We start from the raw sequence: 24782 nt of genomic DNA, 5'->3' as shown, positions 1-24782 counted from the left end.
AAGGCACATGCCGCAAGACACTTACTCAACCGCAGCAACGTCTGCGGTTTTTTCACATTCATCCGCCGGTAAAACCGCTGCCGTCGAATTTCGTCAGGTCAGTAAATCTTTTGGTCCGCATGAAGTGATCCGCAACGTTGATTTGCGTGTGGACAGCGGTGAAGTGGTGGCCGTTTGCGGGCCTTCCGGCTCCGGAAAATCCACCCTGATCCGCCTGATTAATCAGCTTGAATCCGCCTCAGGCGGCGAGATCCTGATCGACAATCTGCCGACGCGAAACCTCAAAGGTGCGGCATTACGCCAGTTGCGCACGCATATCGGTTTCGTGTTTCAGCAGTTCAATCTGTATGCCCATCTCACCGCCGAAGACAACGTCAGTCTGGCGCTGATCAAAGTGCATGGCTGGAAGAAAAGTGAAGCGCGGGAAAAGGCGCGGGCGCTGCTGACGCGTGTCGGGCTGGGGGATAAAGCGCGGCATTATCCCGAGCAGCTATCCGGTGGTCAGCAACAGCGCGTGGCAATTGCCCGGGCGCTGGTCACCGATCCGAACATTATTTTATTTGATGAACCGACTTCAGCGCTCGATCCGGAAATGATCGGCGAAGTGCTGCTGGTGATGCAGGAGCTGGCGAAAAGTGGCATCACCATGATTGTGGTGACGCACGAAATGAGTTTTGCCCGTGAAATCGCCGACCGGGTGATTTTCATGGATGGCGGCGAAATTCTCGAACAGGCGCAGCCGGAAGATTTCTTCCTGCGTCCGCAACATCCGCGCGCGCAGCGGTTTTTGCAGAAAGTATTGTTTCCGCTGCATCCGCAGGCAGGAGCAGAGCGATGATCTGGCATCCTGACTGGGCGGGCGTGCTGAGCGGCCAGCCTTTGCAATGGATTATCTCCGGCTTTCTCACCACGCTGTATGTCAGCCTGGCGGGCAGTCTGATCGCTACGTTACTGACTGTGCTGCTGATTGCGCTGCGCCTGAGTACCTCGCGTATTGCACGCGGCGCGGTGGCGGCGTTCGTCTCTGTTTTCCGTAACACGCCGCTGCTGGTGCAACTGCTGTTCTGGTATTTCGCGGCGTATGGCGCGCTGCCGCAAAGCTGGCGTTTTTACATTGGCGACAATCATCCGTGGGCAACGTTTCCGGGCAACATTGCCTGGCTGACGCCGGAATTTTTGTGTGCGGCCTGGGGGCTGGCGCTGTTCACGGCGGCGTTTCTGGTGGAAGAAGTGCAGGCGGGTCTGAATTCCGTGCCCAAAGGCCAGACTGAAGCGGCGATTTCGCAGGGGTTTAGCCGCAAGACATTGCTGCTTTCCATTCTTTTGCCGCAGGCGCTGACCAATGCGTGGCAGCCAGTCACCGGCCAGTATCTGAATCTGATGAAGCTTTCCTCGCTGGCGACCGGCATCGGTTTTTCGGAACTGACGTATCAGGTCAGTCAGATTGAAAGCTATAACGCACACGCCTTCGAAGGGTTTGCGGTCGGGACATTGCTGTATCTGGCGCTCGGGCTGATCCTCGGCGGGCTGATGACGGCGTTTGGTCCGAAACGTCCGCAGCGCAGGCCGCATGCGGCAATGACGGAGGAAACCCGCGATGGAATTTGACGGGTCTGTTTTGCAGGATAATTTCACTTATCTGCTGTGGGGAAGACTGGCTGACGGTGAGCCGGGCGGGGTGTTGCTCACATTAATCATGGCGGCATCGGCGGGCGTTCTGGCGTTACTGGCCGGGGTTCTGATGGCGGCACTGGCGTGGCGTTTCGGCGGCTGGACGCGAAAAATTCTGTTTATCTGGGCGTCGTTTATCCGCGGCATTCCGCTGATTTTCGTGATTTTCTGGCTGTATTTCCTGCTGCCGGTGGTGTTTGGCGGATCGATCCCCGGTCCGCTGACGGTGATTCTGGCACTGGCCTGGTTTACCTCGGCGGCGGTGATGCATTCGACGCTGGCGGGTCTGGAAGCCTTGCCGCGCGGGCAAACCGAAGCGGGGATCGCGTCAGGCATGAGCTACGGCAAAGTGCTGTTGTTCGTGCTGTTACCGCAGGCGTGGCCGAATCTGCTGCCGTCCTATCTCGGACTGCTGATCTCACTGGTGAAAGATACGTCGCTGGCGTTTATCGTCAACGTGCCGGAACTCACCACGGTGGCCGGACAGGTGAACAACCGGGTGCAAATTTACCCGGCAGAAATCTTCCTGCTGGTCGGGCTGATGTATTACCTGCTGTGTGTGACGCTGGCGTATCTGGCGGGGAGGGTAGTAAGAAAAAACAAAACAGCGTGAACGATTAAACAGTTGTAAGTGAAGGATAAGGATATGGATAACCGGGAGCCGTAAATAACCTCCGGTTATCCAAAATGAGTACAATAAAAATCAGCTCTGTTTTTTTATATCCTTACCCCATAACTTCAACCAAGGCGCAGTTTCAAAGTCTTTGGGGTAATTACTTTTTTCTTCCTCCTCGTCTGCAAATAAGTCGCGGAAATTTTTAACAAATCGTTCTAATGAGCTTAAATCTGGTGTGTAACCTCTATGTGAGTAGTTTAGTATTGGAAGCACACTTCCTTTGCTTTGTTCCATTTGCGCCATAAATGCATGAGCGCTTATATAGCCCGTAAGTTTTTCATCTAATCTGTACCAGCTATTTTTTTCATAGAAGTCAGGGCTAACTGCTTTATTATTGTAAAGATATAACGTGGCATAAGAATTTTTAGCGTTAGTTGAGATCGGAAAATGGGGATCCATGTTGTTCACGATACTGGCTGAATAATGCTTTGCAATATCACGTAATAACCTGGGTTTGACATGCCGGATGAATATTTCATAGGGAATGTAGGCCCACGCTGACCAGAATTCCATTAAAACAGAAAATTCTGCACTTTCCAGAATTTCAATATTGTCTATGACATGCAGGCTGCGTGAATCTGGCATTGAAATTTTTAATAAAAAACCAGAATATTCTTTAACCTTATTGAGCAAGTTTTTATATTCTGTATCAGATATTGCTGCAACTAAATCACAGGTGCTTCCATATTTCAAATCTTCGGAGCCCCATATTATACCGTGCACAGCAGCATACTTCAGTACGTATGAAGGGTCGAATGCAAACGCTGTACGTTGTTCTGCTTCGGCCTGATTGTGTATTGCTGACCACTTTACGGCTTCAACATCGTGGTCCAGTCGTTCGCTTTCCGGCCAATCTTTGAGATGATTTTTGCGGTCATTCATTAAGAGTTTTTCTAACCATTCCGCATTTTTTCGCACTTCAGTTTGAGTCCAGCGAACAAAAGATTCATCTGGTTCAATGATCTTTTGCTGCAATACAACGATCGGTGCGGCTCCTCTATGGCAGTTTCCTTGTAAGCAGGCCGCGGTATTAACATCTTCCTGCAATGCTGTCATGCGCACACGCAGCGCCTTTGTTTGATCTTGACTGTTACACGCAAAATGTTCAAAGCATGATTTTTTTAGCGGATTGCTTATATCATTGAAAATAAACTCTTTGGTTCTTGTATTAGGACAAGCCAGTGTTGTTCCCACTGCTCTTAATGCTTCACGAAAGTCTTGACGCGGTAAATTATGCGTGCCTTTTGCACTTACTACGGCAATTCTTGGACGCATCCAGATATAAAACTGATCTAAATCATCCCTGTCTTTAGGTTTATTATCCGAAAGATAAACTCTTCCTCCGTGGTGCGGTGCTTTAAGCACATCAACTCCAAGACCAGCAGGATATTCTGAGCAAATCCAGGACCAGTTTTCCTGATCCCCGGTTAAAACGATGCGTCTGCGTTGACTACCGTCCAGTAATGCATCAATAACAATAACCAGCGAGGTATCGTTTAAAACGGAATTACCAAAAAAATTAGGTTCAGAAGTATTATCACGATATTTCTTTATTCTTTGACCTATGTTGTTTTGATTACGCAGATTGTTATCCTGATTACTCACCGGAGAAAAATTATCTCGTGAGAGCGCATTCATGGTGTCGAATACATTTGCCGCCTCGGAAAATTGCTCCTCCTCTTGCCATGATTCACCCCGTATAAGCCATTCATGGGGCAGTGATTCATGAGCCAGTAATGTTTCAAGTTCTGAATAGGGGGCGCTATAAAGACGTTTTATCATTTTCCGTGCAGGTGAAATAACGGAAACCGTCACATTGCCATTGGTTTGAAAACGATGTTTATAGCCTTCAAGAGGATAGATAACAGGGATCTTTCTTGTATTAGCTTCATTCTCAAGGCCTTTTGCTTTGGAAACAGCGTCTTGCACTCTTGGTGCAAATAACCAGCTAAGCCTTTCAAAAGCCGGTAAACAGGGCAGCCAGAGTTCGCCGATAGTAATGTCTGTTTTTTTTAGCAGTGAGTGAAATCCCCCCTGATGGTCGTGATCAATGTGGCTTAGAACAACCACATCAAGATCCTCACTTCCGTCTTCTTTTTTATGGTCATTCAGGTGATCGGTTAAAGCTTGAGGCAAAGAGACACCACCGTCATATAACAGGCGAAAGGCGACTTTACCATGATGGTGAAGCTCTACCAGATGACAATCACCATGGCCAACCCCAAAGGTTATAATCTCGAAACTGTCTGCTGGCAATGTGGGTATAATCGAGCTCATCACAATTCCCTATAATTTCAATTATTTACTTGTTTTCATGTATCACAGATATTGTTTACATCAAATGCATAAGTGGTGATTATTAATCGATAATACGCACATTCCGGACTGGAATCCAAAACCCCGCCTGTTTCGGGCGGGGTTTTGGAGCGGAAAGCCACGGTAAAAATGCGTTTATTGTCTTTTGCTGACCGAGGTTAATTCCGTATCCACACTCAGATCCCGGTCAAACCATTTTTCGGAAATCTTCTTCAATGTGCCGTCTGCCCGTAATTCACCGAGTGCGACATCCACTTTTTGTTTCAGCGCTTCTCCGCGCGCATCTTTTCTGAATGGCAGGGCGACCTGTTTCAGGCCAAAGGGTTCTCCGACGACTTTCAGCGGCAGATTTTTACGCTTGATTTGCCCGAGCAGGATCACCTGGCCGGAAACATACGCATCGACTTTTCCCTGCGCCACGCTGTTAACCACCACATCCATACCCTCAAAGGTCACCAACCTGATTTCGTTTTTCGGGTCAAATTCTTTCAGGACTTTGCCATAGTTCGAACCGAGATCGGCGGCGACCGTTTTCCCTTTCATGTCCTGTAAACCGTGAATAGTGGTGTTGTTTTTACTGACTGCCAGTTGCGCCGCAGAGTAATAGTAGGGCGCTGAATAATCATATTTCTTGCGCCGCTCCGGCGTGTCAGCAAAATTGCCCACGGTATCCACTTTGCCGGTTTCCAGAGAGCCAAGAACGCCCACCCAGTCGGAGGTTACCCATTCAACTTTGTAGTGGATCTTGCCGGCGACGGCGTTGAGAATATCCGTGCTGAATCCTTTGATGGTGTCGCCCTCTTTAAAATAGTGCGGATAACCGTCCGGTGTCGCGCCCACCCGCAGAACGGGTTGATCATCCGCTTTGACGGCGGGTTTATCGCAGGCAGTCAGTAAAAGGGGAAGGGATAAAATAGACAGTGTTAACAATCGCATATGAAAATTTCCTGTTTAACCGGCATAGGGTTTGCCGAGATGTTTTTCGAGGCGACGTTGTAACTCACTGAAAATGATGGTCAGCGCCCAGTAGACCAGCGCCACAGCGAAATACGCTTCGAAGAATTTCAGCGACTCTGTGGCCACCATTTTTCCTGCAGCCAGCAGTTCGCTCACGCCTAAGGTGAACGCCAGTGAGGAGTTCTTGATCAGGCCGATATAGACGTTGCCGGTAGCCGGAATCGCATTGCGGCAGGCTTGCGGAAACAGGATACGGCTGGAGGTTTTAAACATGCTCAGCCCGGAGGCCAGAGAGGCTTCCAGTTGCCCTTTATCGACGGAGTCGATAGCGGCACGGAAGATTTCCGCCAGATAGGCAGACGTGTTTAAGCTTAAACCGAGGATCACCGCATTCATGGCACTCAGTGAATTCATCGAAGGGATAATTTGCGGCAGACCAAAATAAATAATCAATAACTGTACCAGTACCGGCGTACCACGAAAGAATGAAATATAAAGATGCGCGAAAGCCGCGGGTATTTTACCGGCCCTGAGTAATAAGGCGAAAATAATGCCCAGAACGGTTGCCAGCAGAATGGAAAGAAATGAAATCAGCAAAGTCACGGGAAGATAGACGAGGATCTGCGGAATAACGCCGAGCATATAAGGGAAATCAAAATTCATTGTGAAAAGTTCCGTTTACGGCCATCAGGTAAAATCATGTAAAAAAGAACGGGTGCGGTTTCCGGAAACGGTCTGGAATATTTTTGCCGGTTCGCCTTGTTCGATAATATGACCGTGCTCCATGAAAAATATCCGGTCAGAAACATTGCGGGCGAACCCCATTTCATGCGTGACGATCATCATGGTTAAGTCGCGACCGGCCAGCCCTTCAATCAGGTTCAGCACTTCACGGCGCATTTCGGGATCCAGAGAAGACGTGGGCTCATCAAATAAAATCACCTGCGGATCAACGGCCATTGCGCGGGCGATACCGACGCGCTGCTGCTGTCCACCGGAAAGAGTGCCGGGATAGGCTGCCGATTTGTGCGCCAGCCCCACCTGCGCCAGCAATTCCTGACCCCGTTCCCGCGCCTGCGCTTTATTCAGTTTTTGGGTAAAACGTAAGATCTCAGTGATATTTTCCAGTGCGGTTTTATTTTTAAACAAATTGTAGTGCTGAAAAACCATGGATGTCTGGCGGCGAAAATCGCCCGTTTGTTTGCGGGTAAGGGTTGCAGCATTAATGTGTTTATCACCAATCTGCATCAGGCCGGAATCCGGCCTGACCAGCAAATTCAGCGAACGTAACAGGGTGGATTTCCCGGAACCCGAAGGGCCAATAATCGATACCACTTCCCCTTTTTTTACAGTGAAATTAATATCCGACAGAGCAGGGAACTGGTTAAATGATTTATTCAATCCGCTGACCGTTATCATGCGTACTCCCGCACAGAAACAAACTGATTCTCCGGCTCACTTAACCCCAGATTCCCCCGCAGGGTCTGTGCCTCATAGTCCGTCCGGTACAATCCCCGCGCCTGCAAAATTGGGATCACACGGTCGGTGAAATCATCAAACGCCGTCGGGGTGCCGCCCCGGACGATAAAACCGTCGGCCGCACCTGAGGTAAACCAGTGTTCCAGACCGTCGGCGACATCTTCGGCGGTACCGGAGAAGGTCGGTCGTGGTGTCGCGGCTTCCAGTGCGGCCTGACGCAGGGTTAATCCGCGTTCGCGGGCGTTGCGTTTGATCTCATCTGTGGTGCTGCGGAAGCTGTTTTGCCCCAACCCGCCGATGTCCGGGAATGGTGCATCCGGGTCGTATTGTGCAAAATCGTGATGCTCAAAGTAGCGGCCAAGATAATCCAGCGCGCTTTCCAGCGTCACCAGTTGGGCGGTTTCCTGATATCGACGTTCAGCATCGGCAGGCGACTCACCGATAATGACGCTGATACCCTGGAAGACGCGGATATCTTCGGCGGCACGGCCGTTTTCCACCAGCTGACGCTGTACATCGAGACGAAATGCGCGGGCCAGTTCGGGGGTTTCCTGACGGGTGTAAATGGCGTCAGCGGCTTCGGCAGCAAAGGCTTTGCCCTGTTCCGACGCCCCGGCCTGAAAGACGATCGGACGGCCCTGCGGCGAGCGTCCGACGTTCAGCGGCCCCTGCACCGAGTAGTATTTGCCGTGATGATTGAGTGTGTGCAGTTTCTCCGGCACAAAGAACTGGCCGGTGGCTTTGTTGCGCACAAATGCATCTTCTTCCCAGGAATCCCACAGCCCTTTCACCACGCTGACGTATTCACTGGCGATGCGGTAACGCTCGTCATGTTCCGGGTGCTTATCGCGGGAGAAGTTTTTCGCCGAGCCTTCCAGCGGCGAGGTCACCACGTTCCAGCCCGCCCGGCCACCGCTCAGATGATCGAGGCTGGCGAACTGACGCGCGACGGTAAACGGCTCGCTGTAGGAGGTGGATAAGGTGGCGACCAGTCCGATGTTGTGGGTGACCAGCGACAGGGCAGAAAGCAGGGTAATCGGTTCAAAACGGTTGAGGAAATGCGGAATAGATTTCTCAGTAATATAAAGTCCGTCGGCGACAAATAAGAAATCAAATTTAGCCTGTTCAGCTCGTTGCGCTAATTGCTGGCAGAACTGAATATTAATACTGGCATCAGCAACCGCATCCGGATGACGCCATGCAGACATATTTCCGGATGCGCCCTGAATAATGGCACCCAGGCGTATTTGTTTTTTCTGACTCATTGTTTCATCCTTAAGAATATATTATTCAGCCGCCGTTAAACCAGCGTGCGTAATTCAGCGATGGAGCGCACCAGCGGCGCCTGCTCCTGTGCTTCGAATGCCTGCTGGTTGAGAATTTTGCGCAGATAGACCAGTTCGACACCCAGCGGGTTGGTCGCGGTATGAAATGGCTCATAACCCCGTCGCTGATACAACCCGGTCAGCCACGGATGTTTCACCGCCGTTGCCAGATACACCGCCGGTGATTTCAGCGTGTCACGCAAAAACGTCTCTTCCACGTAGCGGATAATTTCATTGCCAAATCCCTGGCCTTTGGCATGTTCTGCCACCGCAAACCAGTGCACAAACGGCCACGGTGCAAGATGATTTTTTGCCGGTGTCCACAAAAAACGGGTGGTCAGCGTCGCCGTCAGTACGCCGTCGTTTTCCAGCACATAGGTGGTTTCATTGCGGATAACATCCCGCACGTCTTCAACGCTGGCGCGGGTGATGGTGAAATGAATGTTATGTTCCAGCAGCGGCGCGTAAGCCTTTTGCAAAAGGCTGTGCAGCGCCGCTGCTTCAGACTCCTGAGCAAGGCGGATCACGTGGCTCATATCCAGTTCCTGTTGTTCGCAACACATCGTTAACAACGATTATTAAAGTCAGGAACAAACGATGTAAAACAACAATAGTTGCTATGCAGTTGCGGGAGATGGAATAGGGGCGGGGTGGCCGCCCATACGGGCGTTAACTTCAAAGTCAAAACCGTGGGCGTCGGCCCACACCGACTTGGGGGGCGGCCTGCCGCCGCCCCCCAAGATCCCCCGGGCTCTTTCACTAATACCGCCGGACGAGGTTATAAACCGCGCTGACAATCCGTTTCGTCAGCATGGCGGTGAGGCTCATAACAAATTTTCCTGACGTTCCAGCCAGCGGGCGTGGCTTTTTTCATCGAGAATTTTTTTCATGTACAGCGTTGTGTGTCCTTTGCCGATGTCTCTTTCGAAGACCGGCTGAAAACCCAGTTTCAGGTACATGTCACGCAGCCACGGATGGCTGGTGGCGGTGCCAAGCGAGTAAGCCGGGGCTTTCAGTTCGCGGATCAGAATGTTGTCTTCCAGCCAGTCCAGCAGCTTCTTGCCGAGACGCTGACCGGTGTAATCCGGATGCGTGCCTAACCAGCCAATATGCGGCAGGCCTATGAGTCCCGGCATTGCACCCCACGGGAAGCGCAGGGTGACCGAAGCCACCATCCGCTGGTCATCAAAGAGCGCAAACACTGCATGATCGTTGAGATGTTGTGTCACGCTTGCCAGATCGGCGGTGGCAGCATCAAACTGAATCCCGAGTGCTTTGATTGGCGCATAGGCGTCCAGCATCAGCGCCAGATAATCGTGTTTATCATCCAGCGTCAGCCGCCTGAAATGTTGTGTCATAACCCGGATCCCTCAGAAGAAGTCAGATGACCGGACTGCACGGCAAAGCGGATGACCTCATCAACTTTTTGCGCGGCGCGGCCGGTGTAATGAGCCGGATCTCACCAGTGGTCAAGATCCCGTTCAGTAATATTGGCCGCCAGCACCGGATGTGCAAGCAGAACAGTTTTAGAAGATGGCTGTTTTTCAAACGCCTGCATGGCGCAGTCATAAACCAGATGATGTGCAGTTTGTTTACCGGTTTTTTTGACCGTCAGGCCGCAGGATTGAGTTTGTGTGGCATGGTGGTTGATCCGACAGGGGGGCGGGTTGCTGATGGAAAGCCATAACGACCTTCCGAGCCTGACGTTAATCACGGCTGCGATGTGCCGAATTCAGGGAGTTAGCAGGGAGAGGAAGAAAAAGGGCGTCTTTACAACGCCCTGAGATGTTTATGCTATTCGTCTGACGGGGGTTTCTTACCGGGCGTGCGCAATGGACGTTCAACAAATTGCATTGTGCGCTTATCGAAATACCGGCTTGGCCAGATAATCGAAGGCGGCACGCCGATAGCCTGGCTTATCAGCAATTCCCCCTTTGGCCAGGGGCGGGTAAGCGCATTGGCTAATGTGGTTGAACATAAACCCGCAGCGCGTGAAACCGCAGACAAGGTGGTGCCTTTTTTGCGCAGTGCAGCAATGATGTCAGCGGGGTGCCAGTCCTGATTAATCAGGATTTCTCCCTCATGCTGCTGGATGTACGACGTAGGAAACGGCAGGAAAGTCGGACTATGGGGCAGTTTCATAGGTATTCTCCGATGTGATAGTTAACCACCACCGGAGCTGCGAAACTCGTTTGGTGGTGGCTCAGACAAGGTTCGCAGTACCGGTCACATCGGAAGCCGGCCAGCCCGGAGGCTGCCTTGCCTGAGTCACCATAGGATGTACAAATTACAAGCATCTGTATCTGACAGGTGTACGGAGGCAAATACATAATTATTACATATGTATTTCCGATGTGGTATTCAGGCTGCGAAACCTAGCCGCGTATTTTTGACGCGACGAGGCGAATATAACGTAAGGAAGGGTTATAAACCAACTGGATAACGACATAGATGGGAGATGCTTTCCAGAGAAACAGATCTGTTGAAGAGTATTACAGCAGGCTTTTTTATCCGTGAGGACGAAGATAATAAAAGGGCAGGCGCATTGCCGAAAAACCTGTAATACGCCTGCTTAAACACTTTCAATTAGCGTGCCGGACAATCAGCGGGTCGGATGATTGACTTCCACCGGACGCAAATCAAACAGCAAGACTTCTGCCTGGTCGCCGTCCGTGAAGGTGAGTTTATCTTCCTGACGGATACGTGCACCGTCACCGGTTCTGAATTCAATGCCGTTCACTTTGATGCTGCCGCGTGCCACGTGGACATAGGCATAACGGTCAGGGGCAAGGTCGAACGTGGCCTGTTCCGCACCGTCGAAGAAACCCGCGTAAATCTTCATGTCCTGACGCACGCTCAGTGAGCCGTTGTCACCTGTTGGCGAGATAATCAGGCGGAACTGGCCGCGTTTTTCCGCTTCAGGCACAGAGACCTGCTGGTAACCCGGTTTGGTCCCATTTTCAGATGGCACGATCCAGATTTGCAGGAAATGCACCTTTTCGTCACCGGAGTGGTTGAACTCACTGTGCGTCACACCGGAACCGGCGCTCATCAGCTGCACGTCACCGGGGACAATCACAGAACCGGTACCCATTGAATCTTTATGCTCCAGCGCGCCTTCCAGCACATAAGAGATAATTTCCATATTGCTGTGCGGGTGCGCCCCAAAGCCGCGCCCCGGTGCAACCTGATCATCGTTGATGACCAGCAGGTCTGAGAAGCCGACCTGTTTTGGATCCCAGTAACTGGCGAAGGAGAAGGTGTGACGTGAATGCAACCAGCCGTGGTCACCCAATCCGCGTTGTTCAGAGAGACGTTGTTCAATCATGATGTGCTCCTCAGTTTGTCAGGGGGGAAGCGCGTTTGCCCTTCCGATGAACAGAGAATACACGTAAACTAATTTGCTCAACAATGCGGTTGTTTGACTATCACTGTCACGTTTTGGTTGACAATAAATGGCGTGAGAATAAAGGGTGCGGATAAGATGCAGACAGAAGATCTTCGTATTTTTATTGCTGTGGTAAAAGCGGGGAGTTTTACCACGGCGGCTGAACAACTGATGCTTTCTAAACAATACGTCAGTCGCCGCATGGCGTCGCTGGAGGCTGGCTTACATGCGCGGCTGCTCAATCGCAATACCCGCAAACTGTCGGTGACCGAGTCCGGCCAGTTGTTCGCGCAACATGCACAGCGCATCCTCGACGATATCGAAGAGGCCGAACGGGCGGTTTCGCCCAGGCGGCAGGCGCTTCAGGGAACGTACCGCATCAGCATTCCGATGTCGTTTGGTATCAGCCACCTTTCGCCGCTGATTGCCGAGTTTTTAGGTCAGCATCCGGCGATTCAGTTTCAGGTAGAACTGGTCGATCGCTATGTGGATCTGGTGGGTGAAGGTTTCGATATCGCGCTGCGCATTGGTAATCTGGCGGATTCCTCGCTGGTGGCGCGGCGGCTTGGCGAACTGAAGCGGGTGATCTGCTGCAGCCCGGAATATCTTCAGCGTAAGGGGACGCCGGAAATGCCGGAGGATTTGCTCAACCATCATTGCCTGCGTTACGGGCGCGAAGGACAGACCGGCTGGGAGCTGGAGCTGGAGGGCAAACGTCGTCTGTTTGATGTGCGCGGGCCAATTGTCAGCAATAACGGCGAAGTGCTGCGCGATGCGGCCGTCGCCGGACTCGGGCTGGTATTACTGCCGGAATTTATCGTCGGACCGGCGCTGCAATATGGCGCACTGGTTCGCGTGCTGGATGCATTTCATCCCGGCGCACTCAGCCTGCATGCCATTTATCCGCAGCACCGTCAGCGCAGCGAAGTCACCCGGGTATTTCTCGATTTTTTACAGGAAAGGCTAAAGGCACAACTGCTGGTATCGGCCTGAGATAAGCACCGCAGAGGTGAGCAGACCTGCGTCACACTTTTTGGGCGATCACACATAAATCCAGTGTTTTGTAGGATTGGCATCGTTTTTTCCTATAAAAACTGCCGTACTTTTATGTTACGCAAACGTTAACTGAAGGGGCGGAAAATGAATCATTCATCTGAGCAATATCTTGCAGCGCTGGGCGCAACACAACCATTAACTCCGGCGCAGGCTGACGAGCTGGAGACGCGCGGATACCTTGTTATTCATAATGTTATCGACAAAGACTGGCTGGAAGAGATGCGCACCGCGTTTGACATGCTGGTGGACAAAGAGGGCGATAATCTCGCCGTCGAACACCATCAGGAAGCCACCGCGACCCGTATCGCCAACATGATCAACAAAGGTACCGTGTGGGAAAAAGTGTGGTCGCATCCGCTGATCCTGTCCGTCTGTCATCATATTTTTGGTGGCGCGTTTAAGGTTTCGAGCCTCAACGGACGCGAAGCGCTGCACCGGGGCGGCCATCAGCCGCTGCATGCTGACTGGAAAAAGCCGCGTCCGGATTTTCCGAAAGTCCATCTGGTCAATGCCATCGTGGCGATTGATGATTTGAGTGCCGCCAACGGCGCACCGCGCATTATTCCCGGCACCCATCACCGCCCGGAATTGCCGGAGGATGTGCTGGCGGATGTTGAATTACCGCATCCTGATGAAGTGGTGTTCGAAGCACCGGCGGGCAGCGTGATGATTTACAACGCTCACGCCTGGCACGGCGGCACCAATAACCGCATCGGCACCCGTCGCCGCGTGCTGCACAGTTTGTATATCGACCGCGCGGATGCACAGCAGCAGGATCAGCGTAAATGGCTGAAGCCGGAAACGGCAAGCCGCCTGACGCCTGCGCAGAAATGGTTGCTCGACGTGCTCTGAATTTCTGTTTTCCCCAGGCCTGGCCTGCCGGTCAGGCTTTTTCATGGCATTTTTACCGGCCTTTATGACGGACATCAGAGGGCGGTCACAGTGTGGCTGGCCGCATCACCGCGTATGTGTTACGTGTATGTTATTATGAAGAGAAAACCTCTGAGAGACTGCCATGCTGCAAGACGTGATAGAAACACTGTTCCGATCGGTGTCCGGCAGTGATGTGTTTGCTGTCAGGTTTCCTGATAATTCCCAGCCGCCGCCTGAACTGGCCTCCGTGGTCAGTTTTCCCCGTATTGAATTTGTCGTTGAAGGCGAAGTCCGCGATCGCAGCATTGCCACAGGCAAAGGGCTGCTCAGGCAGGGTGATGCGCTGTATATTCCGGGGGGAAAATGGAATCTGATGGTGTGGGACAAGCCCGCGATTGTGCTGAGTGTTCTGTTCAGCAAAGAAAAACTGGGGTTCAGTTTACAGTTTTGGGATGGCGTGACATTTACCGGCACGGATAAACAAAGTGTTTCCCGCCTTGGCCCGCGTGTAGGCTCGTTTCTGTTGCAGGCGATGAATGAAATTGTCTCCAGTCCTGACGACCAGCAAACCGCGCGCTGCGTGGTGGCGGGGCTGTTAAGTCATTGTCAGGAACAGCTCGCTAACAGGGCGCAGATCCTTACCCGCAGCGGGGCGCTGTTTGAGGTAATCAAAAAGTATATTGAAGAGAATGCCTCACTGCCGCTGACGCGAGAAAACGTGGCAAAGCGTTTCCATATCACGCCGAATTATCTGTCTCATTTGTTTCGTAAATCCGGAGATATCGGCTTCAGCGAGTATCTGAATCACGTCCGCCTGGAAAAGGCAAAACTGTTGCTTAAAGGTTATGAACTGAAAATCAAAGAAGTGGCGACCAGCAGCGGCTTCGTTGACAGCAACTATTTCTGCCGGGTTTTCCGCAAAAGCACCGCCCGTTCGCCTTCTGAATATCGCAGTCAGTGGCTGAGTCAGTTGTCTGAGCGAAAGTCGTAAACAGCCTGTAGCCAGAAAGTAAAACATTCCGCACCGCAATGGGGCGGGGTGTTTGTTTCTGGTGCAAAAAAACCGCATCTTCCGTTCACTTTTTACCCCCCGGCACATCCCATCCGCCGTAATCCGTGGCTTTTCACCCGCACAGAGAAGTTGGCATCCTGCTTGCTAGGTTGTACATACAAGTTAGTACATGTCAGGTCTGCAAAATAATCACACGCAGGCGCCTCATGAAAAACACTCCGTAATGTGGCTGGAAACGTAATGATTTCATTTGAGAGCATAAGCAAATTTTACGCAGATGGGACGGTGGCTGTAGACAGGCTGTCGTTCAGTGCGCCGACGGGACAAATTACTATGCTGGTCGGGCCTTCGGGCTGCGGAAAAACCACTTCACTGCGCATGATCAACCGGTTAACCGAGCCGTCTTCAGGCAACATTTTGCTGAACGGACAGCCGACCGCCGGAATGGATCTGGTCAAACTGCGCCGCAAAATAGGTTATGTGATCCAGAACGCCGGGCTGTTTCCGCACAAAACCGTGCAGGACAATATTGCGGTCACCGCGCTGCTCAACGGTGCGACACGCACGGCAGCGCGTAAAAAAGCCCTCGAATTACTTGAAATGGTCGGGCTTTCGCTGACGATGGCGGAGCGCTATCCGTGGCAGTTGTCCGGTGGTCAGCAACAAAGGGTCGGCGTGGCGCGTGCGCTGGCATCGGACCCGGAATTTATGCTGATGGACGAACCTTTCAGCGCCGTCGATCCGGTGGTGCGCGAACAGTTACAGGATGAGTTTTTAAGATTACAACGTGAAATCGGCAAGACCATTATTATGGTGACGCACGATATTGATGAGGCGATGAAATTAGGCGACCAGGTTGCGGTTTTCCGCCCCGGTGGTCGTCTGGCGCAAATCGCCTCACCGGTGAAATTACTTAATGAACCCGGGGATGCGTTTGTCGCTGACTTTATTGGCCGTGACCGCGGATACCGCAAACTTTCGTTCGATATGATCCCTGATAATATCAGCCTGACGAAAGAACCTGTGATCGCGCCGGGTATTTCCGTCAGCGAAGCCCGATCCCTTGCCGGAGAAAGTGCCTGGTTACTGGTGGTTGAAAATGAATGTCCGCTCGGCTGGTATGATGTGACACAAAATAAAACCACCGTGGACCCGGAAGATATTAATCTCGGCAGCACCTTTGCGCCGAAAAATGGCACGCTGCGTCAGTTAATGGATTCGGTATTAAGTTCTCCCTGTCAGCGCGGTATCGTGGTTGATGAACAGCAGCGCTTTATGGGTACGGCAAATATCGAACAGGTGTTTTCACTTTCTCATTCCCGTGCTGTGAGGTAATACCATGCGTTTTGACTGGTTATTTCAGCAGCGGGAAAATATATTAACGCTGCTCGGCTGGCATGTTTACCTGTCTGTTATTCCGGTATTAATCGGGCTGGCACTGGCTATTCCGGTCGGGGGTGTTTTGCACCGCTGTGGGAAATTTAAAGACGGCATTCTCAATATATTAGGACTGCTCTATACCATTCCTTCCCTGGCGTTATTTGTTTTATTACCCGGTCTGCTGGGCACGAAAATTCTGGATACCGTGAATGTCGTGGTGGCTCTGACACTTTATGCGTTTGCGCTGCTGATCCGTACCGTGTGCGACGGGCTGGATTCTGTTCCACATGAAACCCATCAGGCCGCTGTCGCCATGGGCTACCGGCTCTTGCAGCGTTTCCTGAGCGTGGAATTACCGCTGGCTGTGCCGGTAATCGCCGCAGGTATGCGGGTAGTGGTGGTATCGAACGTCAGTATTGTGTCGATTTCAGCACTGGTCGGCATGCCGCAGTTGGGGGCGTTATTTACCCAGGGTTTCCAGCTACATTTTCTGACGCCGATTATTGCCGGTATTTTCCTGTGCATTGTGCTGGCGCTGCTGCTGGATAATCTGGTGCTGCGCACCGGCAATAAAATGACCACCTGGCAACCGAAAAGGAATGCGAAATGATTAACTGGTTGCTGGACTCCGGTCACTGGCTCAACGATGACGGCTTGCTGGTGCTGATATTTCAGCATCTGATTTACAGCATTGAAGCGTTGTTTATTGCGGTGATTATCGCTTTCCCGATTGGCTGTTATGTCGGTCATACCGGCAAAGGTGCGATGTTATTAATCGGCAGCGCCAATGCCATGCGTGCGCTGCCTTCATTCGGGTTGATCATTTTACTGGTAATTCTGTTCGGGCCGGTATTTGAATCAGACCTGGCTTTTATTGTGCCTTGTCTGATTGTGCTGATCATTCTGGCATTACCGCCCATCATGATGGGGGTATATTCCGGCATCAGGGCGATTAATCCGGCGATTATTGACGCCGCAACCGGCATGGGATATTCACCGCTGAAATTACTGCTGACGGTGGAAATACCCTGTGCAATGGCGCTGATATTATCCGGCATCCGCAGCTCTGCGCTGCAAATTGTATCTACGGCTACGATTGCTGCGTATGTTTCGCTTGGGGGGTTAGGGCGGCTGATTATTGATGGCCGTGCGCAGAACGATTATCCGCAAATGGTTGCGGGTGCTTTTATGGTGGGAATATTAGCGTTACTGGTTGATGTGTTTTTCTCTTTTTTAATTCGTTTCATTGTTTCACCAGGATTACGGCAGCGTGAACGCCGCCGTAAAAAAACAATTCCTTTATCGAATAACTGAATTATCTACTCACTCATTCCGGAGCCTGACAAAAATGAAATTGAAAAATCTGCTCGCCGTTGCCCTGTTTTCTGCTGCCGTCGTGCACGCCCCTGCCGCTTTCTCCGCTGAGACGGGTGGCACCATTATTATCGGTTCGGCGGACTTCCCGGAAAGCCAGCTGATTGCCACTATTTATCAGCAGGCGCTGGCGGCGAAAAACGTCAAGGTGGAAACCAAACTTAATATCGGCAGCCGTGAGGTGTATATGCCTGCGCTGCTTGACGGCTCAATCAACCTGATCCCGGAATACAGCGGTGCCACGCTGAGTTATCTCGACGAAAAAACCCAGGCGCATTCTGCTGAAGATGTGGCGGCGGCGCTGGCGAAAGCGCTGCCTGAGAAAATCAAAATGCTGGATATTTCTGCGGCGCAGGACAGCGATGTGCTGGCAGTGACTGAAAAAACTGCCAAAAAATACAATTTGAAAGATATCAGTGATCTGGCGCCGGTGGCGAAAACGCTGGTACTGGGTGGTCCGGCTGAATGGAAAACCCGTCGTGAAGGTGTGAAAGGGCTGAACGAAGTCTACGGCCTGACCTTTAAGAACTTCAAAGTGCTCGACGTCGCAGGTCCGCTGACGCTGTCTGCACTGACCAACAATCAGATTCAGGTCGCGGACATGACCTCAACCGATCCGGCGATGAAAACGAAGAATCTGGTGGCACTGGAAGATTCCAAACACTTATTCCCGGCGCAAAACATTGTGCCGCTGATTGCAAAAGACAAAGCCAGCGAGGTGGTTGAAACCACGCTGAACAATGTGTCCAGGCAACTGACCACCAGCGATTTGATCGTGATGAACGGCAAACTGGCGAATTTCGAAAGCGTGGATGCTGTGGCAAAAGAGTGGCTGACCGGGCACGGGCTGAATAAATGATGACGCGCACTGTCATCTTAGGCACGGCGGAAACCTCCGTCCGTGACATCGCCGATATCGCTTACGGGGCGCCGGTGCTGCCGGACCCGTCAGCATCAGACGCCATGCTGATCGTGCACGAGAAAATCAGGCAGGCGATTGATAACAATAAAGTGATTTACGGCCTGACTACCGGCGTGGGCGACCTGGTCACTCAGCGCCTGTCGCCGGAGCAAATTTCCGACGTGCAACTCAATATGCTGAAAAGCCATGCCTGCGGTACAGGGCCGGTTCTGGCGCAGCATGAAGTGCGGGCGATGATGGCGGTGATGATGAAATCCCTGTTGCAGGGATTCAGCGGCGTCAGCCCGGCGCTGGTGCAGACGATGGCCGATATGCTCAATAAGGGGGTGACGCCGTGGTCACCCGCCAAAGGGTCGGTCGGCTATCTGATTGCCACCGCACATATCGGGCTGTCAGTGTTCGGCTATGGAAAATCGTTCTATCAGGGCGAACTGTTACCGGCACGGGAAGCCCTGGAACGGGCGGGGATTGCCGTGCGCATTCCCGGCCCGCGCGAAGGCCATGCACTGGTCAGCGGTACGTATGAAATCACTGCGCTGGGTTGTCTGGCGGCGGAAACTTTCCGCGAATTGCTGCCGGTGGCGGATGCCGCGGGTGGCATGAGTCTGGAAGTGCTTAAGGGAAACATCCGCGGGTATGACGCCCGCCTTCATGCGCTGCGCCCGCACGACGGTCAGCAGGAAACCGCGCAGATTTTGCGCAGTTTACTGCGTGACAGTGAGATCCTCGATAAATACCGTGATTTTCGCGTGCAGGACGCGCTGAGCCTGCGCTGTATTCCGCAAATGCACGGCGCGGCGCGGGATGTGCTGAGTTATTGCCTGAAAACGCTGACCACGGAAGTGAATTCTGTCACGGATAATCCGGTGTTTATGGTCGAAGACGGCGAGCTGAATGTACTGCCGGGGGGCAACGGGCACGGTGCGCCGGTGGCGCTGTGTCTGGATGCGCTGGCGATTGCCATTGCGCAACTCAGCACCGGTTCGCAGGCCCGTTCTGACCGCCTGACGAACAGCCATCTCAGCGGATTGCCGGCTTTTCTGGTGGCCAATGGCGGGGCGCATTCAGGGATGATGATCCCGCCGTATGCAGCGGCCGCGCTGGCAGGGGAAAACCGTGCGCTGGCAGCACCGGCCAGTGTACATACCGTGTCCACCTGTGCCGGACAGGAAGATCACATTTCCATGGGCGTGACGGCGGCACGCAATGCTATTGATGCCGTTGAAAATGCCATTGATATCGTGGCGATAGAAATCCTGTGTGCCACGCAGGCGGTGGAATTCCACCGGCCACTGCGCGCCTCGGCGGGCACGGAAACCGTGCTGTCTCTGGTGCGTGAGCAGGTGGCCTTCCGGCAGAGTGACGAGGAAATGTATCCGGATATGCTGGCTATCCGCCAGCTCATCAAACAGGGCGATATCTTGCGCGCGCTGACACCTTTGATTTTCGCAGACACCGTTGAGGGAGAAACCGCATGAGTGTATCAGCGACATCCCGGCCGCTGGAAGGGATCAAAGTGCTCGACCTTTCCCGCGTGCTGGCCGGGCCTTACTGCGCTTCGCTGCTCAATGATTTGGGTGCGGAAGTGATCAAAATTGAAATGCCGGGTAAAGGTGACGATTCCCGTGATTTCACCCCGCATGTTAATGGCGAAAGCACCTATTTCATGCTGCTTAATCACGGCAAAAAAAGCCTGACGCTGAACCTGAAATCACCGCAAGGCCGGGCCGTGCTGGAGCAACTGATCGAAAGCGCGGATGTGCTGGTGGAAAATTTCCGGCCCGGTGTGACCACCCGCCTGGGCATTGATTATGACGCCGTAAAGAAGATCAATCCGAAGCTGGTGTATGCGAGTATTTCCGGTTTTGGGCAGCAGGGACCGCTGGCGCATAAAGCCGCTTACGATCATGTGATCCAGGCGATGGGCGGCATTATGCAGGTCACCGGCTGGGCGAACGGCGAACCGACGCGGGTGGGGGATGCGATTGGTGATGTGGTGTCGGGTCTGTACTGTTCGTGGGGCATTCTGGCGGCATTGCTGCAACGGGGCATTACCGGCCTCGGGCAACATGTGGATGTCGCGATGCTTGATGCGATGGTGTCGATGCAAATGGTCTCGCTGACACAACTGCTGGGCGGTATGCCGCTGGCCGGGCGACTGGGCAATGCACATCCGATCAGCGCCCCCATGGACAGCTACCGTGCGGCAGACGGTTATCTGGTGATTGCCGTCGCCAATGACAGCCTGTTCCTCCGTCTGGCACAGGCCATTGGCAAACCGGAAATCGTACAGGATGCGCGCTTTGCGACGGATCCGCAGCGCCTGAAACATCAGTATGAGTTACGGGGGCTGATTGAAGAGTGGTTGCACGACAAAACGGTGGTCGTGGCGCTCGCCCTGCTCGATGCCGGTGGTATTCCCGCCGCACCGGTCTGGGGGCTGGATGAACTGCTGCAAAGCCCGCACGCCGCCGAACGCGGATTACTGCATCAGGTGATGCATCCGGTCGCCGGTGAAATCAGTATCTTACCGCAGCCCGTGAAGCTGAGCGGCATGAACCAGCTACCCGATTTAATGCCGCCACAGCTTGGCGAGCACACCCGCGCCATTCTCAGTGCACAACTGGGGCTGTCTTCGCAGGAGATGGACACACTTGCGCAACAGGGCGTCATTTAACCGGAGGCAGATAATATGGAACCAACGCAGGTTGCAGTCATTGGCGCGGGCACGATGGGCGCGCGGATCGCTGCGGTATTTGCCGCCAGCGGCTTTAAGGTGGCGCTTTATTCACGCACTGAAAACTCGCTGCACAATGCGGCCAAAGTGATCGACAGTATCGACGCCGGGCTGACGGCGTCGGTCACGTTTACGACGTCCATGGCGGAATGTCTGAAAGGCGCGAAGATTGTTTCGGAGAATATCGCTGAGGTGCTGGCGCTTAAGCAGCAGATTTTCCAGGAGATCGAAAAACATGTCAGCGACGACTGTCTGCTGACCACCAACACCTCCAGCGTCCCGGTCGGGCAGATTGCCAGCGTACTGGCGGTGCCGTCGCGCTTTATCGGCCTGCACTGGTTTAATCCGGCGGATGTGATGCCGATGGTGGAAATTGTCTGCGGACCGCAAACCCATGAAAATACGCGTCAGCAGGCCGATGCGCTTTGTCAGCAACTGGGTAAACAGACGGTGACCATTCATAAAGAAGCGCCGGGTTTTATCGTCAACCGGTTGCAATACGCCATGCTGCGTGAGGCGTTGCATCTGGTCACAGCCGGAATTGCCAGCATCGAAGACGTGGACTTCGCTGTACAAAGTACGCTCGCCCCGCGCTGGTCGGCGATGGGGCCGCTGAAGCTGATGGATTTTGCCGGACTGGACACGGTGAAAAATGTCGCCGCGATATTACTGCCAGCCTTATCGCGCGACGAGGAGCTGCCGCCGTGGTTGCTGGCGCAAATTGAGCAGGGCAATCTGGGCACCAAAACCGGCGCCGGGTTTTATCCGTGGACGGCGCAGGCTATTGAAGAAGGTCTCGCGCACCGAAACGCCACAATCCTTGCCATCAGCGGGATGCAAAAACCATGAGCGAACTTATCCGCTGTGAACGTCATCAGGGCGTGGCGCATATCATTCTTAACCGGCCGGAAAAACTTAACGCGCTGAGTTCAGAAATGCTGACGCAATTGCTGGAGAAAATGCGCGAACTGGACGGTGATAAACAGATCCGCGCCATCGTGATTTCCGGCTCCGCGCGTGCGTTTGCTGCGGGTGCCGATACCGGCACGCTGGCCACCGCCTCAGCGATAGCCCTTTACACCAGCGGTTTCAGTGAAAAGTGGGATCAGATTGCCGCCATTGAAACGCCGGTTGTCGCGGCGTTATCCGGTTATGCACTGGGCGGCGGGCTGGAACTGGCGTTGCTGTGCGATATCGTGATTGCTGATGACACGGCCATTATCGGGCTGCCGGAAACGCACATCGGGATTATCCCCGGCGCGGGTGGCACGCAGCGGCTGGTTAAATCGGTGGGGAAATCACTGGCGATGGAAATCATCCTCGCCGGGCGAAAAATCACCGCCACAGAAGCGCTGGCCGCCGGACTGATCAGTCGTGTCACCACGCCGGAAACGTTAACGGAACAGGCGTTAAAGATTGCGCAGAATATTTCCCGTGCCGCACCGCTCGCCGTTAAGATGGCCAAAAAAGCCGTGCTGGCGAGTTTCGATATGGGCTTAACGGCGGGCATCAGTTATGAACGTTCGTTGTCGGCCCTGATTGCGGCCAGTGACGACCGCAGCGAAGGCATGCGTGCACTGGCGGCGAAAGAACAGGCGGGGTTTACCGGCAAATAACGTCCGGTAAAATACGCCAGCCGCCGTGCTCCGTGCGACATACAAGGCAGGAATGATGTCATCAAACAGAACGCTATCAGAAGTCATTGCGGATGCCGGAGACGAGCCTTCTCCGCTGTATAAGCAGGTGAAACAGGGGATCATTAATCAGATCCTGCACGGACACTGGCAACCGCATCAGCGCGTGCCGTCAGAAAGTGAACTGGTCGCCGAGCTGGGGTTCAGCCGGATGACCATAAACCGGGCACTGCGCGAGTTAACCACGGAGGGCTATCTGCTGCGTTTGCAGGGCGTCGGCACCTTTGTCAATGAAATGAAAGCGTTCACGCCGATGCTGGAAGTGAATAACATTTCTGACGAAATTAAGAGCCGCGGGCACTTTCATACCTCCCGCGTGTTGCAACTGGGTAAGCAAAGTGCCGGTGACAGCATGGCAATGAAATTTATGCTGCTGCCCGGCGTGGTGTTGTTTCATTCGGTGATTGTGCATTACGAAAATGACATTCCGGTGCAACTGGAAGACCGGCTGGTGAATCCGGACATCGCCCCCTTGTATTTACACCAGGATTTCACTAAAACCACGCCTTTCGCCTATCTGACCCAACTGGCACCGCTGACGGCGGGCGAACATACCATTGAAGCGGTGATGGCCAGTCACGACGAACAGCGCCTGCTGAATATTCATCAGACCGAGCCGTGCCTGCAAACCCTGCGCCGCACCTGGCATCATGAAAAAGTGGTGACCTGCGCCCGGCTGTTGTATCCGGGCGGACGCTACAAAATGTTCGGCAGCTTTAAGAAATAAACTGAACAGGATCAGGCAAGGATTCAGGAGGACTGTGGCTTGTGACTTCGGCGGTAAATTCTATAGTTAACGGGTCATTAACGACTCAGGAGTTTACTGATGAAAACTGTTGGATTTGCTGCTTACGATCCTAAAAAACCGCTGGCGCCGTTTACGTTTGAACGCCGCGGCCTGCGTGATAACGATGTCGCAATGGAAATTCTGTATTGCGGCGTTTGCCATTCCGATTTACATACCGCAAGAAATGACTGGGGCTGGAGCTATTATCCGATTGTTCCCGGCCATGAAATCGTCGGACGTGTCACCAGTATCGGTAAAGGCGTCACCCGCTACAAACCGGGCGATCATGTTGCCGTCGGTTGCATGGTAGACAGTTGTCAGGAATGCGATCAGTGTAAAAAAGGTGAAGAACAGTTGTGCCGCGAAGGTAACACCGGGACTTACGCCGGTTATGATCGTTTCACCAAAGAGCCGACGCAGGGCGGATACTCCAAGCATTTAGTGGTGCGCGAGGAGTTTTGTCTGCGTATGCCGGACGGGTTAGATCTCTCCAAAGCCGCGCCGCTGCTGTGCGCCGGTATCACCACCTGGTCGCCGCTGAAAACCTGGAACGTCGGGCCGGGCAGCCGCGTGGGCGTGATTGGTCTGGGCGGTCTGGGCCATATGGCGGTCAAACTGGCGGTCGGTCTGGGTGCAGATGTTACGGTGGTGAGCCGTTCAAATGCCAAAGAAGCCGATGCGCTGGAATTAGGTGCAAGCCGTCTGCTGGTCAGCGCCGACAGTGACGCGATGGCGCAGGCACACGATCATTTTGATTTGATCATCGATACCGTGCCGGTCAAACATGACGTCACGCCGTACCTGCCGTTGCTGGATGTGGACGGTACGCTGGTGCTGGTCGGGCAGGTCGGGCCGATGGAAGAATTCAACACCGTACCGCTGTTGTTAGGCCGTCGTCGCGTGGCCGGTTCGCCAATCGGCGGCATCCGTGAAACGCAGGAAATGCTCGACTTCTGTGCTGAGAAAAACATTCTGCCGGATTGTGAAATGATCCGCATGGATGAAATTAACGAAGCGTTTGAGCGTATGGAAAAAGCCGATGTGCGCTATCGTTTTGTGATTGATATGGCTTCCCTGACCGCGCCTGCGGCGGTGTAATCTGCCGCAGCAATGAAGACAAAAATGGCTCCTGCGG

General features: G+C 53.2%; 26 protein-coding genes. 17 read left to right on the top strand and 9 right to left on the bottom strand.

Going from position 1 to position 24782, the window contains the following annotated elements:
* Window positions 1-7: 7 nt before the first annotated feature.
* From DXU84_RS10880 to DXU84_RS10870, 3 genes are read left to right on the top strand one after another with little or no spacing between them, the layout of a single operon-like run.
* A complete protein-coding gene (locus DXU84_RS10880) occupies window positions 8-838 on the top strand; it encodes an amino acid ABC transporter ATP-binding protein (protein ID WP_013575691.1) in 831 nt (276 codons plus the stop codon).
* Window positions 835-1608: an amino acid ABC transporter permease gene (locus DXU84_RS10875; protein ID WP_153375698.1), complete on the top strand. Its 774-nt coding sequence runs from the start codon at window positions 835-837 to the stop codon at window positions 1606-1608. Before DXU84_RS10880 ends, DXU84_RS10875 begins: the two co-directional genes overlap by 4 nt.
* Window positions 1598-2284 (top strand): amino acid ABC transporter permease, encoded by a 687-nt coding sequence (locus DXU84_RS10870; RefSeq protein ID WP_112152405.1) that lies wholly within the window; start codon window positions 1598-1600, stop codon window positions 2282-2284. Before DXU84_RS10875 ends, DXU84_RS10870 begins: the two co-directional genes overlap by 11 nt.
* 90 nt (window positions 2285-2374) lie before the next feature.
* Here DXU84_RS10870 and DXU84_RS10865 read toward each other — a convergent pair whose 3' ends face one another.
* The 7 genes from DXU84_RS10865 to DXU84_RS10835 all read right to left on the bottom strand — a co-directional run bounded on the left by DXU84_RS10865 (window position 2375) and on the right by DXU84_RS10835 (window position 9782).
* Window positions 2375-4624 carry an MBL fold metallo-hydrolase gene (locus DXU84_RS10865; protein WP_013575688.1) on the bottom strand — a complete coding sequence of 750 codons (2250 nt, stop codon included), beginning with the start codon at window positions 4622-4624 and terminating at the stop codon, window positions 2375-2377.
* A 174-nt stretch (window positions 4625-4798) separates the two neighbouring features.
* Window positions 4799-5599 carry an amino acid ABC transporter substrate-binding protein gene (locus DXU84_RS10860; protein ID WP_013575687.1) on the bottom strand — a complete coding sequence of 267 codons (801 nt, stop codon included), beginning with the start codon at window positions 5597-5599 and terminating at the stop codon, window positions 4799-4801.
* A 15-nt stretch (window positions 5600-5614) separates the two neighbouring features.
* The gene (locus tag DXU84_RS10855) at window positions 5615-6283 is read right to left on the bottom strand and encodes an amino acid ABC transporter permease (RefSeq protein ID WP_153375696.1); all 669 of its coding nucleotides are present in this window, start codon (window positions 6281-6283) and stop codon (window positions 5615-5617) included.
* A 24-nt stretch (window positions 6284-6307) separates the two neighbouring features.
* A complete protein-coding gene (locus DXU84_RS10850; RefSeq protein WP_013575685.1) occupies window positions 6308-7039 on the bottom strand; it encodes an amino acid ABC transporter ATP-binding protein in 732 nt (243 codons plus the stop codon).
* Window positions 7036-8364 (bottom strand): LLM class flavin-dependent oxidoreductase, encoded by a 1329-nt coding sequence (locus DXU84_RS10845; protein WP_153375694.1) that lies wholly within the window; start codon window positions 8362-8364, stop codon window positions 7036-7038. The genes DXU84_RS10850 and DXU84_RS10845 overlap by 4 nt, the downstream gene beginning before the upstream one ends.
* Window positions 8365-8399: 35 nt before the next feature.
* Window positions 8400-8960 carry a GNAT family N-acetyltransferase gene (locus DXU84_RS10840; RefSeq protein ID WP_112198456.1) on the bottom strand — a complete coding sequence of 187 codons (561 nt, stop codon included), beginning with the start codon at window positions 8958-8960 and terminating at the stop codon, window positions 8400-8402.
* Window positions 8961-9248: 288 nt separating this feature from the next.
* The gene (locus tag DXU84_RS10835) at window positions 9249-9782 is read right to left on the bottom strand and encodes a GNAT family N-acetyltransferase (protein WP_112152407.1); all 534 of its coding nucleotides are present in this window, start codon (window positions 9780-9782) and stop codon (window positions 9249-9251) included.
* A 26-nt stretch (window positions 9783-9808) separates the two neighbouring features.
* Between DXU84_RS10835 and DXU84_RS25115 the strand changes: the two genes are divergently transcribed.
* Complete coding sequence (locus DXU84_RS25115; protein ID WP_228388999.1) at window positions 9809-10111, top strand: hypothetical protein; 303 nt, start codon at window positions 9809-9811, stop codon at window positions 10109-10111.
* A 107-nt stretch (window positions 10112-10218) separates the two neighbouring features.
* On the opposite strand, the gene DXU84_RS10825 is transcribed toward DXU84_RS25115, so the two are convergent.
* Window positions 10219-10494, bottom strand: coding sequence for a helix-turn-helix transcriptional regulator (locus DXU84_RS10825; protein ID WP_223509806.1), 276 nt, complete (start codon window positions 10492-10494; stop codon window positions 10219-10221).
* A 532-nt stretch (window positions 10495-11026) separates the two neighbouring features.
* On the bottom strand, window positions 11027-11752 hold the full coding sequence (locus DXU84_RS10820) for a pirin family protein (RefSeq protein ID WP_153375692.1): 726 nt from the start codon (window positions 11750-11752) through the stop codon (window positions 11027-11029).
* Between the two features lie 156 nt (window positions 11753-11908).
* On the opposite strand from DXU84_RS10820, the gene DXU84_RS10815 reads away from it, so the two are divergent.
* The 13 genes from DXU84_RS10815 to DXU84_RS10755 all read left to right on the top strand — a co-directional run bounded on the left by DXU84_RS10815 (window position 11909) and on the right by DXU84_RS10755 (window position 24745).
* A complete protein-coding gene (locus tag DXU84_RS10815) occupies window positions 11909-12805 on the top strand; it encodes a LysR family transcriptional regulator (RefSeq protein WP_013575679.1) in 897 nt (298 codons plus the stop codon).
* A gap of 147 nt (window positions 12806-12952) precedes the next feature.
* A complete protein-coding gene (locus DXU84_RS10810) occupies window positions 12953-13720 on the top strand; it encodes a phytanoyl-CoA dioxygenase family protein (RefSeq protein ID WP_013575678.1) in 768 nt (255 codons plus the stop codon).
* A gap of 163 nt (window positions 13721-13883) precedes the next feature.
* The gene (locus tag DXU84_RS10805) at window positions 13884-14732 is read left to right on the top strand and encodes a helix-turn-helix domain-containing protein (protein ID WP_013575677.1); all 849 of its coding nucleotides are present in this window, start codon (window positions 13884-13886) and stop codon (window positions 14730-14732) included.
* A 261-nt stretch (window positions 14733-14993) separates the two neighbouring features.
* Window positions 14994-16088, top strand: coding sequence for an ABC transporter ATP-binding protein (locus DXU84_RS10800; RefSeq protein WP_013575676.1), 1095 nt, complete (start codon window positions 14994-14996; stop codon window positions 16086-16088).
* 4 nt (window positions 16089-16092) lie between these two features.
* On the top strand, window positions 16093-16743 hold the full coding sequence (locus DXU84_RS10795; protein WP_153375690.1) for an ABC transporter permease: 651 nt from the start codon (window positions 16093-16095) through the stop codon (window positions 16741-16743).
* Entirely contained in the window at window positions 16740-17447 is a 708-nt protein-coding gene (locus DXU84_RS10790) for an ABC transporter permease (protein WP_015689988.1), read from the top strand. Before DXU84_RS10795 ends, DXU84_RS10790 begins: the two co-directional genes overlap by 4 nt.
* A 34-nt stretch (window positions 17448-17481) precedes the next feature.
* Window positions 17482-18366, top strand: coding sequence for an ABC transporter substrate-binding protein (locus DXU84_RS10785; RefSeq protein WP_013575673.1), 885 nt, complete (start codon window positions 17482-17484; stop codon window positions 18364-18366).
* Window positions 18363-19907 carry a histidine ammonia-lyase gene (hutH, locus tag DXU84_RS10780; RefSeq protein WP_153375688.1) on the top strand — a complete coding sequence of 515 codons (1545 nt, stop codon included), beginning with the start codon at window positions 18363-18365 and terminating at the stop codon, window positions 19905-19907. Before DXU84_RS10785 ends, hutH begins: the two co-directional genes overlap by 4 nt.
* A complete protein-coding gene (locus tag DXU84_RS10775) occupies window positions 19904-21106 on the top strand; it encodes a CaiB/BaiF CoA-transferase family protein (protein WP_153375686.1) in 1203 nt (400 codons plus the stop codon). The genes hutH and DXU84_RS10775 overlap by 4 nt, the downstream gene beginning before the upstream one ends.
* Window positions 21107-21121: 15 nt before the next feature.
* A complete protein-coding gene (locus tag DXU84_RS10770) occupies window positions 21122-22015 on the top strand; it encodes a 3-hydroxyacyl-CoA dehydrogenase family protein (protein ID WP_112198448.1) in 894 nt (297 codons plus the stop codon).
* Entirely contained in the window at window positions 22012-22782 is a 771-nt protein-coding gene (locus tag DXU84_RS10765; RefSeq protein WP_126124917.1) for an enoyl-CoA hydratase-related protein, read from the top strand. The genes DXU84_RS10770 and DXU84_RS10765 overlap by 4 nt, the downstream gene beginning before the upstream one ends.
* Before the next feature lie 55 nt (window positions 22783-22837).
* A complete protein-coding gene (gene hutC, locus DXU84_RS10760; protein WP_037035698.1) occupies window positions 22838-23587 on the top strand; it encodes a histidine utilization repressor in 750 nt (249 codons plus the stop codon).
* A gap of 99 nt (window positions 23588-23686) precedes the next feature.
* Window positions 23687-24745: an NAD(P)-dependent alcohol dehydrogenase gene (locus DXU84_RS10755; RefSeq protein WP_153375684.1), complete on the top strand. Its 1059-nt coding sequence runs from the start codon at window positions 23687-23689 to the stop codon at window positions 24743-24745.
* Window positions 24746-24782 lie beyond the last annotated feature (37 nt).

The organism is Rahnella sp. RcJ3 (genome assembly GCF_009498575.1).
In the GTDB taxonomy this organism is placed as follows: domain Bacteria; phylum Pseudomonadota; class Gammaproteobacteria; order Enterobacterales; family Enterobacteriaceae; genus Rahnella; species Rahnella aceris.
The sequence above is the reverse complement of the archived record's forward strand: the minus strand, read 5'-3'. Positions and strand labels throughout refer to the sequence as shown.

What these genes read in the sequence shown, in the direction of transcription:
- DXU84_RS10880 (WP_013575691.1), top strand. Translation starts at nt 8, where the DNA reads ATGCCGCAAGACACTTACTCAACCGCAGCAACGTCTGCGGTTTTTTCA.
- DXU84_RS10875 (WP_153375698.1), top strand. Translation starts at nt 835, where the DNA reads ATGATCTGGCATCCTGACTGGGCGGGCGTGCTGAGCGGCCAGCCTTTG.
- DXU84_RS10870 (WP_112152405.1), top strand. Translation starts at nt 1,598, where the DNA reads ATGGAATTTGACGGGTCTGTTTTGCAGGATAATTTCACTTATCTGCTG.
- DXU84_RS10865 (WP_013575688.1), bottom strand. Translation starts at nt 4,624, where the DNA reads ATGAGCTCGATTATACCCACATTGCCAGCAGACAGTTTCGAGATTATA.
- DXU84_RS10860 (WP_013575687.1), bottom strand. Translation starts at nt 5,599, where the DNA reads ATGCGATTGTTAACACTGTCTATTTTATCCCTTCCCCTTTTACTGACT.
- DXU84_RS10855 (WP_153375696.1), bottom strand. Translation starts at nt 6,283, where the DNA reads ATGAATTTTGATTTCCCTTATATGCTCGGCGTTATTCCGCAGATCCTC.
- DXU84_RS10850 (WP_013575685.1), bottom strand. Translation starts at nt 7,039, where the DNA reads ATGATAACGGTCAGCGGATTGAATAAATCATTTAACCAGTTCCCTGCT.
- DXU84_RS10845 (WP_153375694.1), bottom strand. Translation starts at nt 8,364, where the DNA reads ATGAGTCAGAAAAAACAAATACGCCTGGGTGCCATTATTCAGGGCGCA.
- DXU84_RS10840 (WP_112198456.1), bottom strand. Translation starts at nt 8,960, where the DNA reads ATGAGCCACGTGATCCGCCTTGCTCAGGAGTCTGAAGCAGCGGCGCTG.
- DXU84_RS10835 (WP_112152407.1), bottom strand. Translation starts at nt 9,782, where the DNA reads ATGACACAACATTTCAGGCGGCTGACGCTGGATGATAAACACGATTAT.
- DXU84_RS25115 (WP_228388999.1), top strand. Translation starts at nt 9,809, where the DNA reads ATGACCGGACTGCACGGCAAAGCGGATGACCTCATCAACTTTTTGCGC.
- DXU84_RS10820 (WP_153375692.1), bottom strand. Translation starts at nt 11,752, where the DNA reads ATGATTGAACAACGTCTCTCTGAACAACGCGGATTGGGTGACCACGGC.
- DXU84_RS10815 (WP_013575679.1), top strand. Translation starts at nt 11,909, where the DNA reads ATGCAGACAGAAGATCTTCGTATTTTTATTGCTGTGGTAAAAGCGGGG.
- DXU84_RS10810 (WP_013575678.1), top strand. Translation starts at nt 12,953, where the DNA reads ATGAATCATTCATCTGAGCAATATCTTGCAGCGCTGGGCGCAACACAA.
- DXU84_RS10805 (WP_013575677.1), top strand. Translation starts at nt 13,884, where the DNA reads ATGCTGCAAGACGTGATAGAAACACTGTTCCGATCGGTGTCCGGCAGT.
- DXU84_RS10800 (WP_013575676.1), top strand. Translation starts at nt 14,994, where the DNA reads ATGATTTCATTTGAGAGCATAAGCAAATTTTACGCAGATGGGACGGTG.
- DXU84_RS10795 (WP_153375690.1), top strand. Translation starts at nt 16,093, where the DNA reads ATGCGTTTTGACTGGTTATTTCAGCAGCGGGAAAATATATTAACGCTG.
- DXU84_RS10790 (WP_015689988.1), top strand. Translation starts at nt 16,740, where the DNA reads ATGATTAACTGGTTGCTGGACTCCGGTCACTGGCTCAACGATGACGGC.
- DXU84_RS10785 (WP_013575673.1), top strand. Translation starts at nt 17,482, where the DNA reads ATGAAATTGAAAAATCTGCTCGCCGTTGCCCTGTTTTCTGCTGCCGTC.
- hutH (WP_153375688.1), top strand. Translation starts at nt 18,363, where the DNA reads ATGATGACGCGCACTGTCATCTTAGGCACGGCGGAAACCTCCGTCCGT.
- DXU84_RS10775 (WP_153375686.1), top strand. Translation starts at nt 19,904, where the DNA reads ATGAGTGTATCAGCGACATCCCGGCCGCTGGAAGGGATCAAAGTGCTC.
- DXU84_RS10770 (WP_112198448.1), top strand. Translation starts at nt 21,122, where the DNA reads ATGGAACCAACGCAGGTTGCAGTCATTGGCGCGGGCACGATGGGCGCG.
- DXU84_RS10765 (WP_126124917.1), top strand. Translation starts at nt 22,012, where the DNA reads ATGAGCGAACTTATCCGCTGTGAACGTCATCAGGGCGTGGCGCATATC.
- hutC (WP_037035698.1), top strand. Translation starts at nt 22,838, where the DNA reads ATGTCATCAAACAGAACGCTATCAGAAGTCATTGCGGATGCCGGAGAC.
- DXU84_RS10755 (WP_153375684.1), top strand. Translation starts at nt 23,687, where the DNA reads ATGAAAACTGTTGGATTTGCTGCTTACGATCCTAAAAAACCGCTGGCG.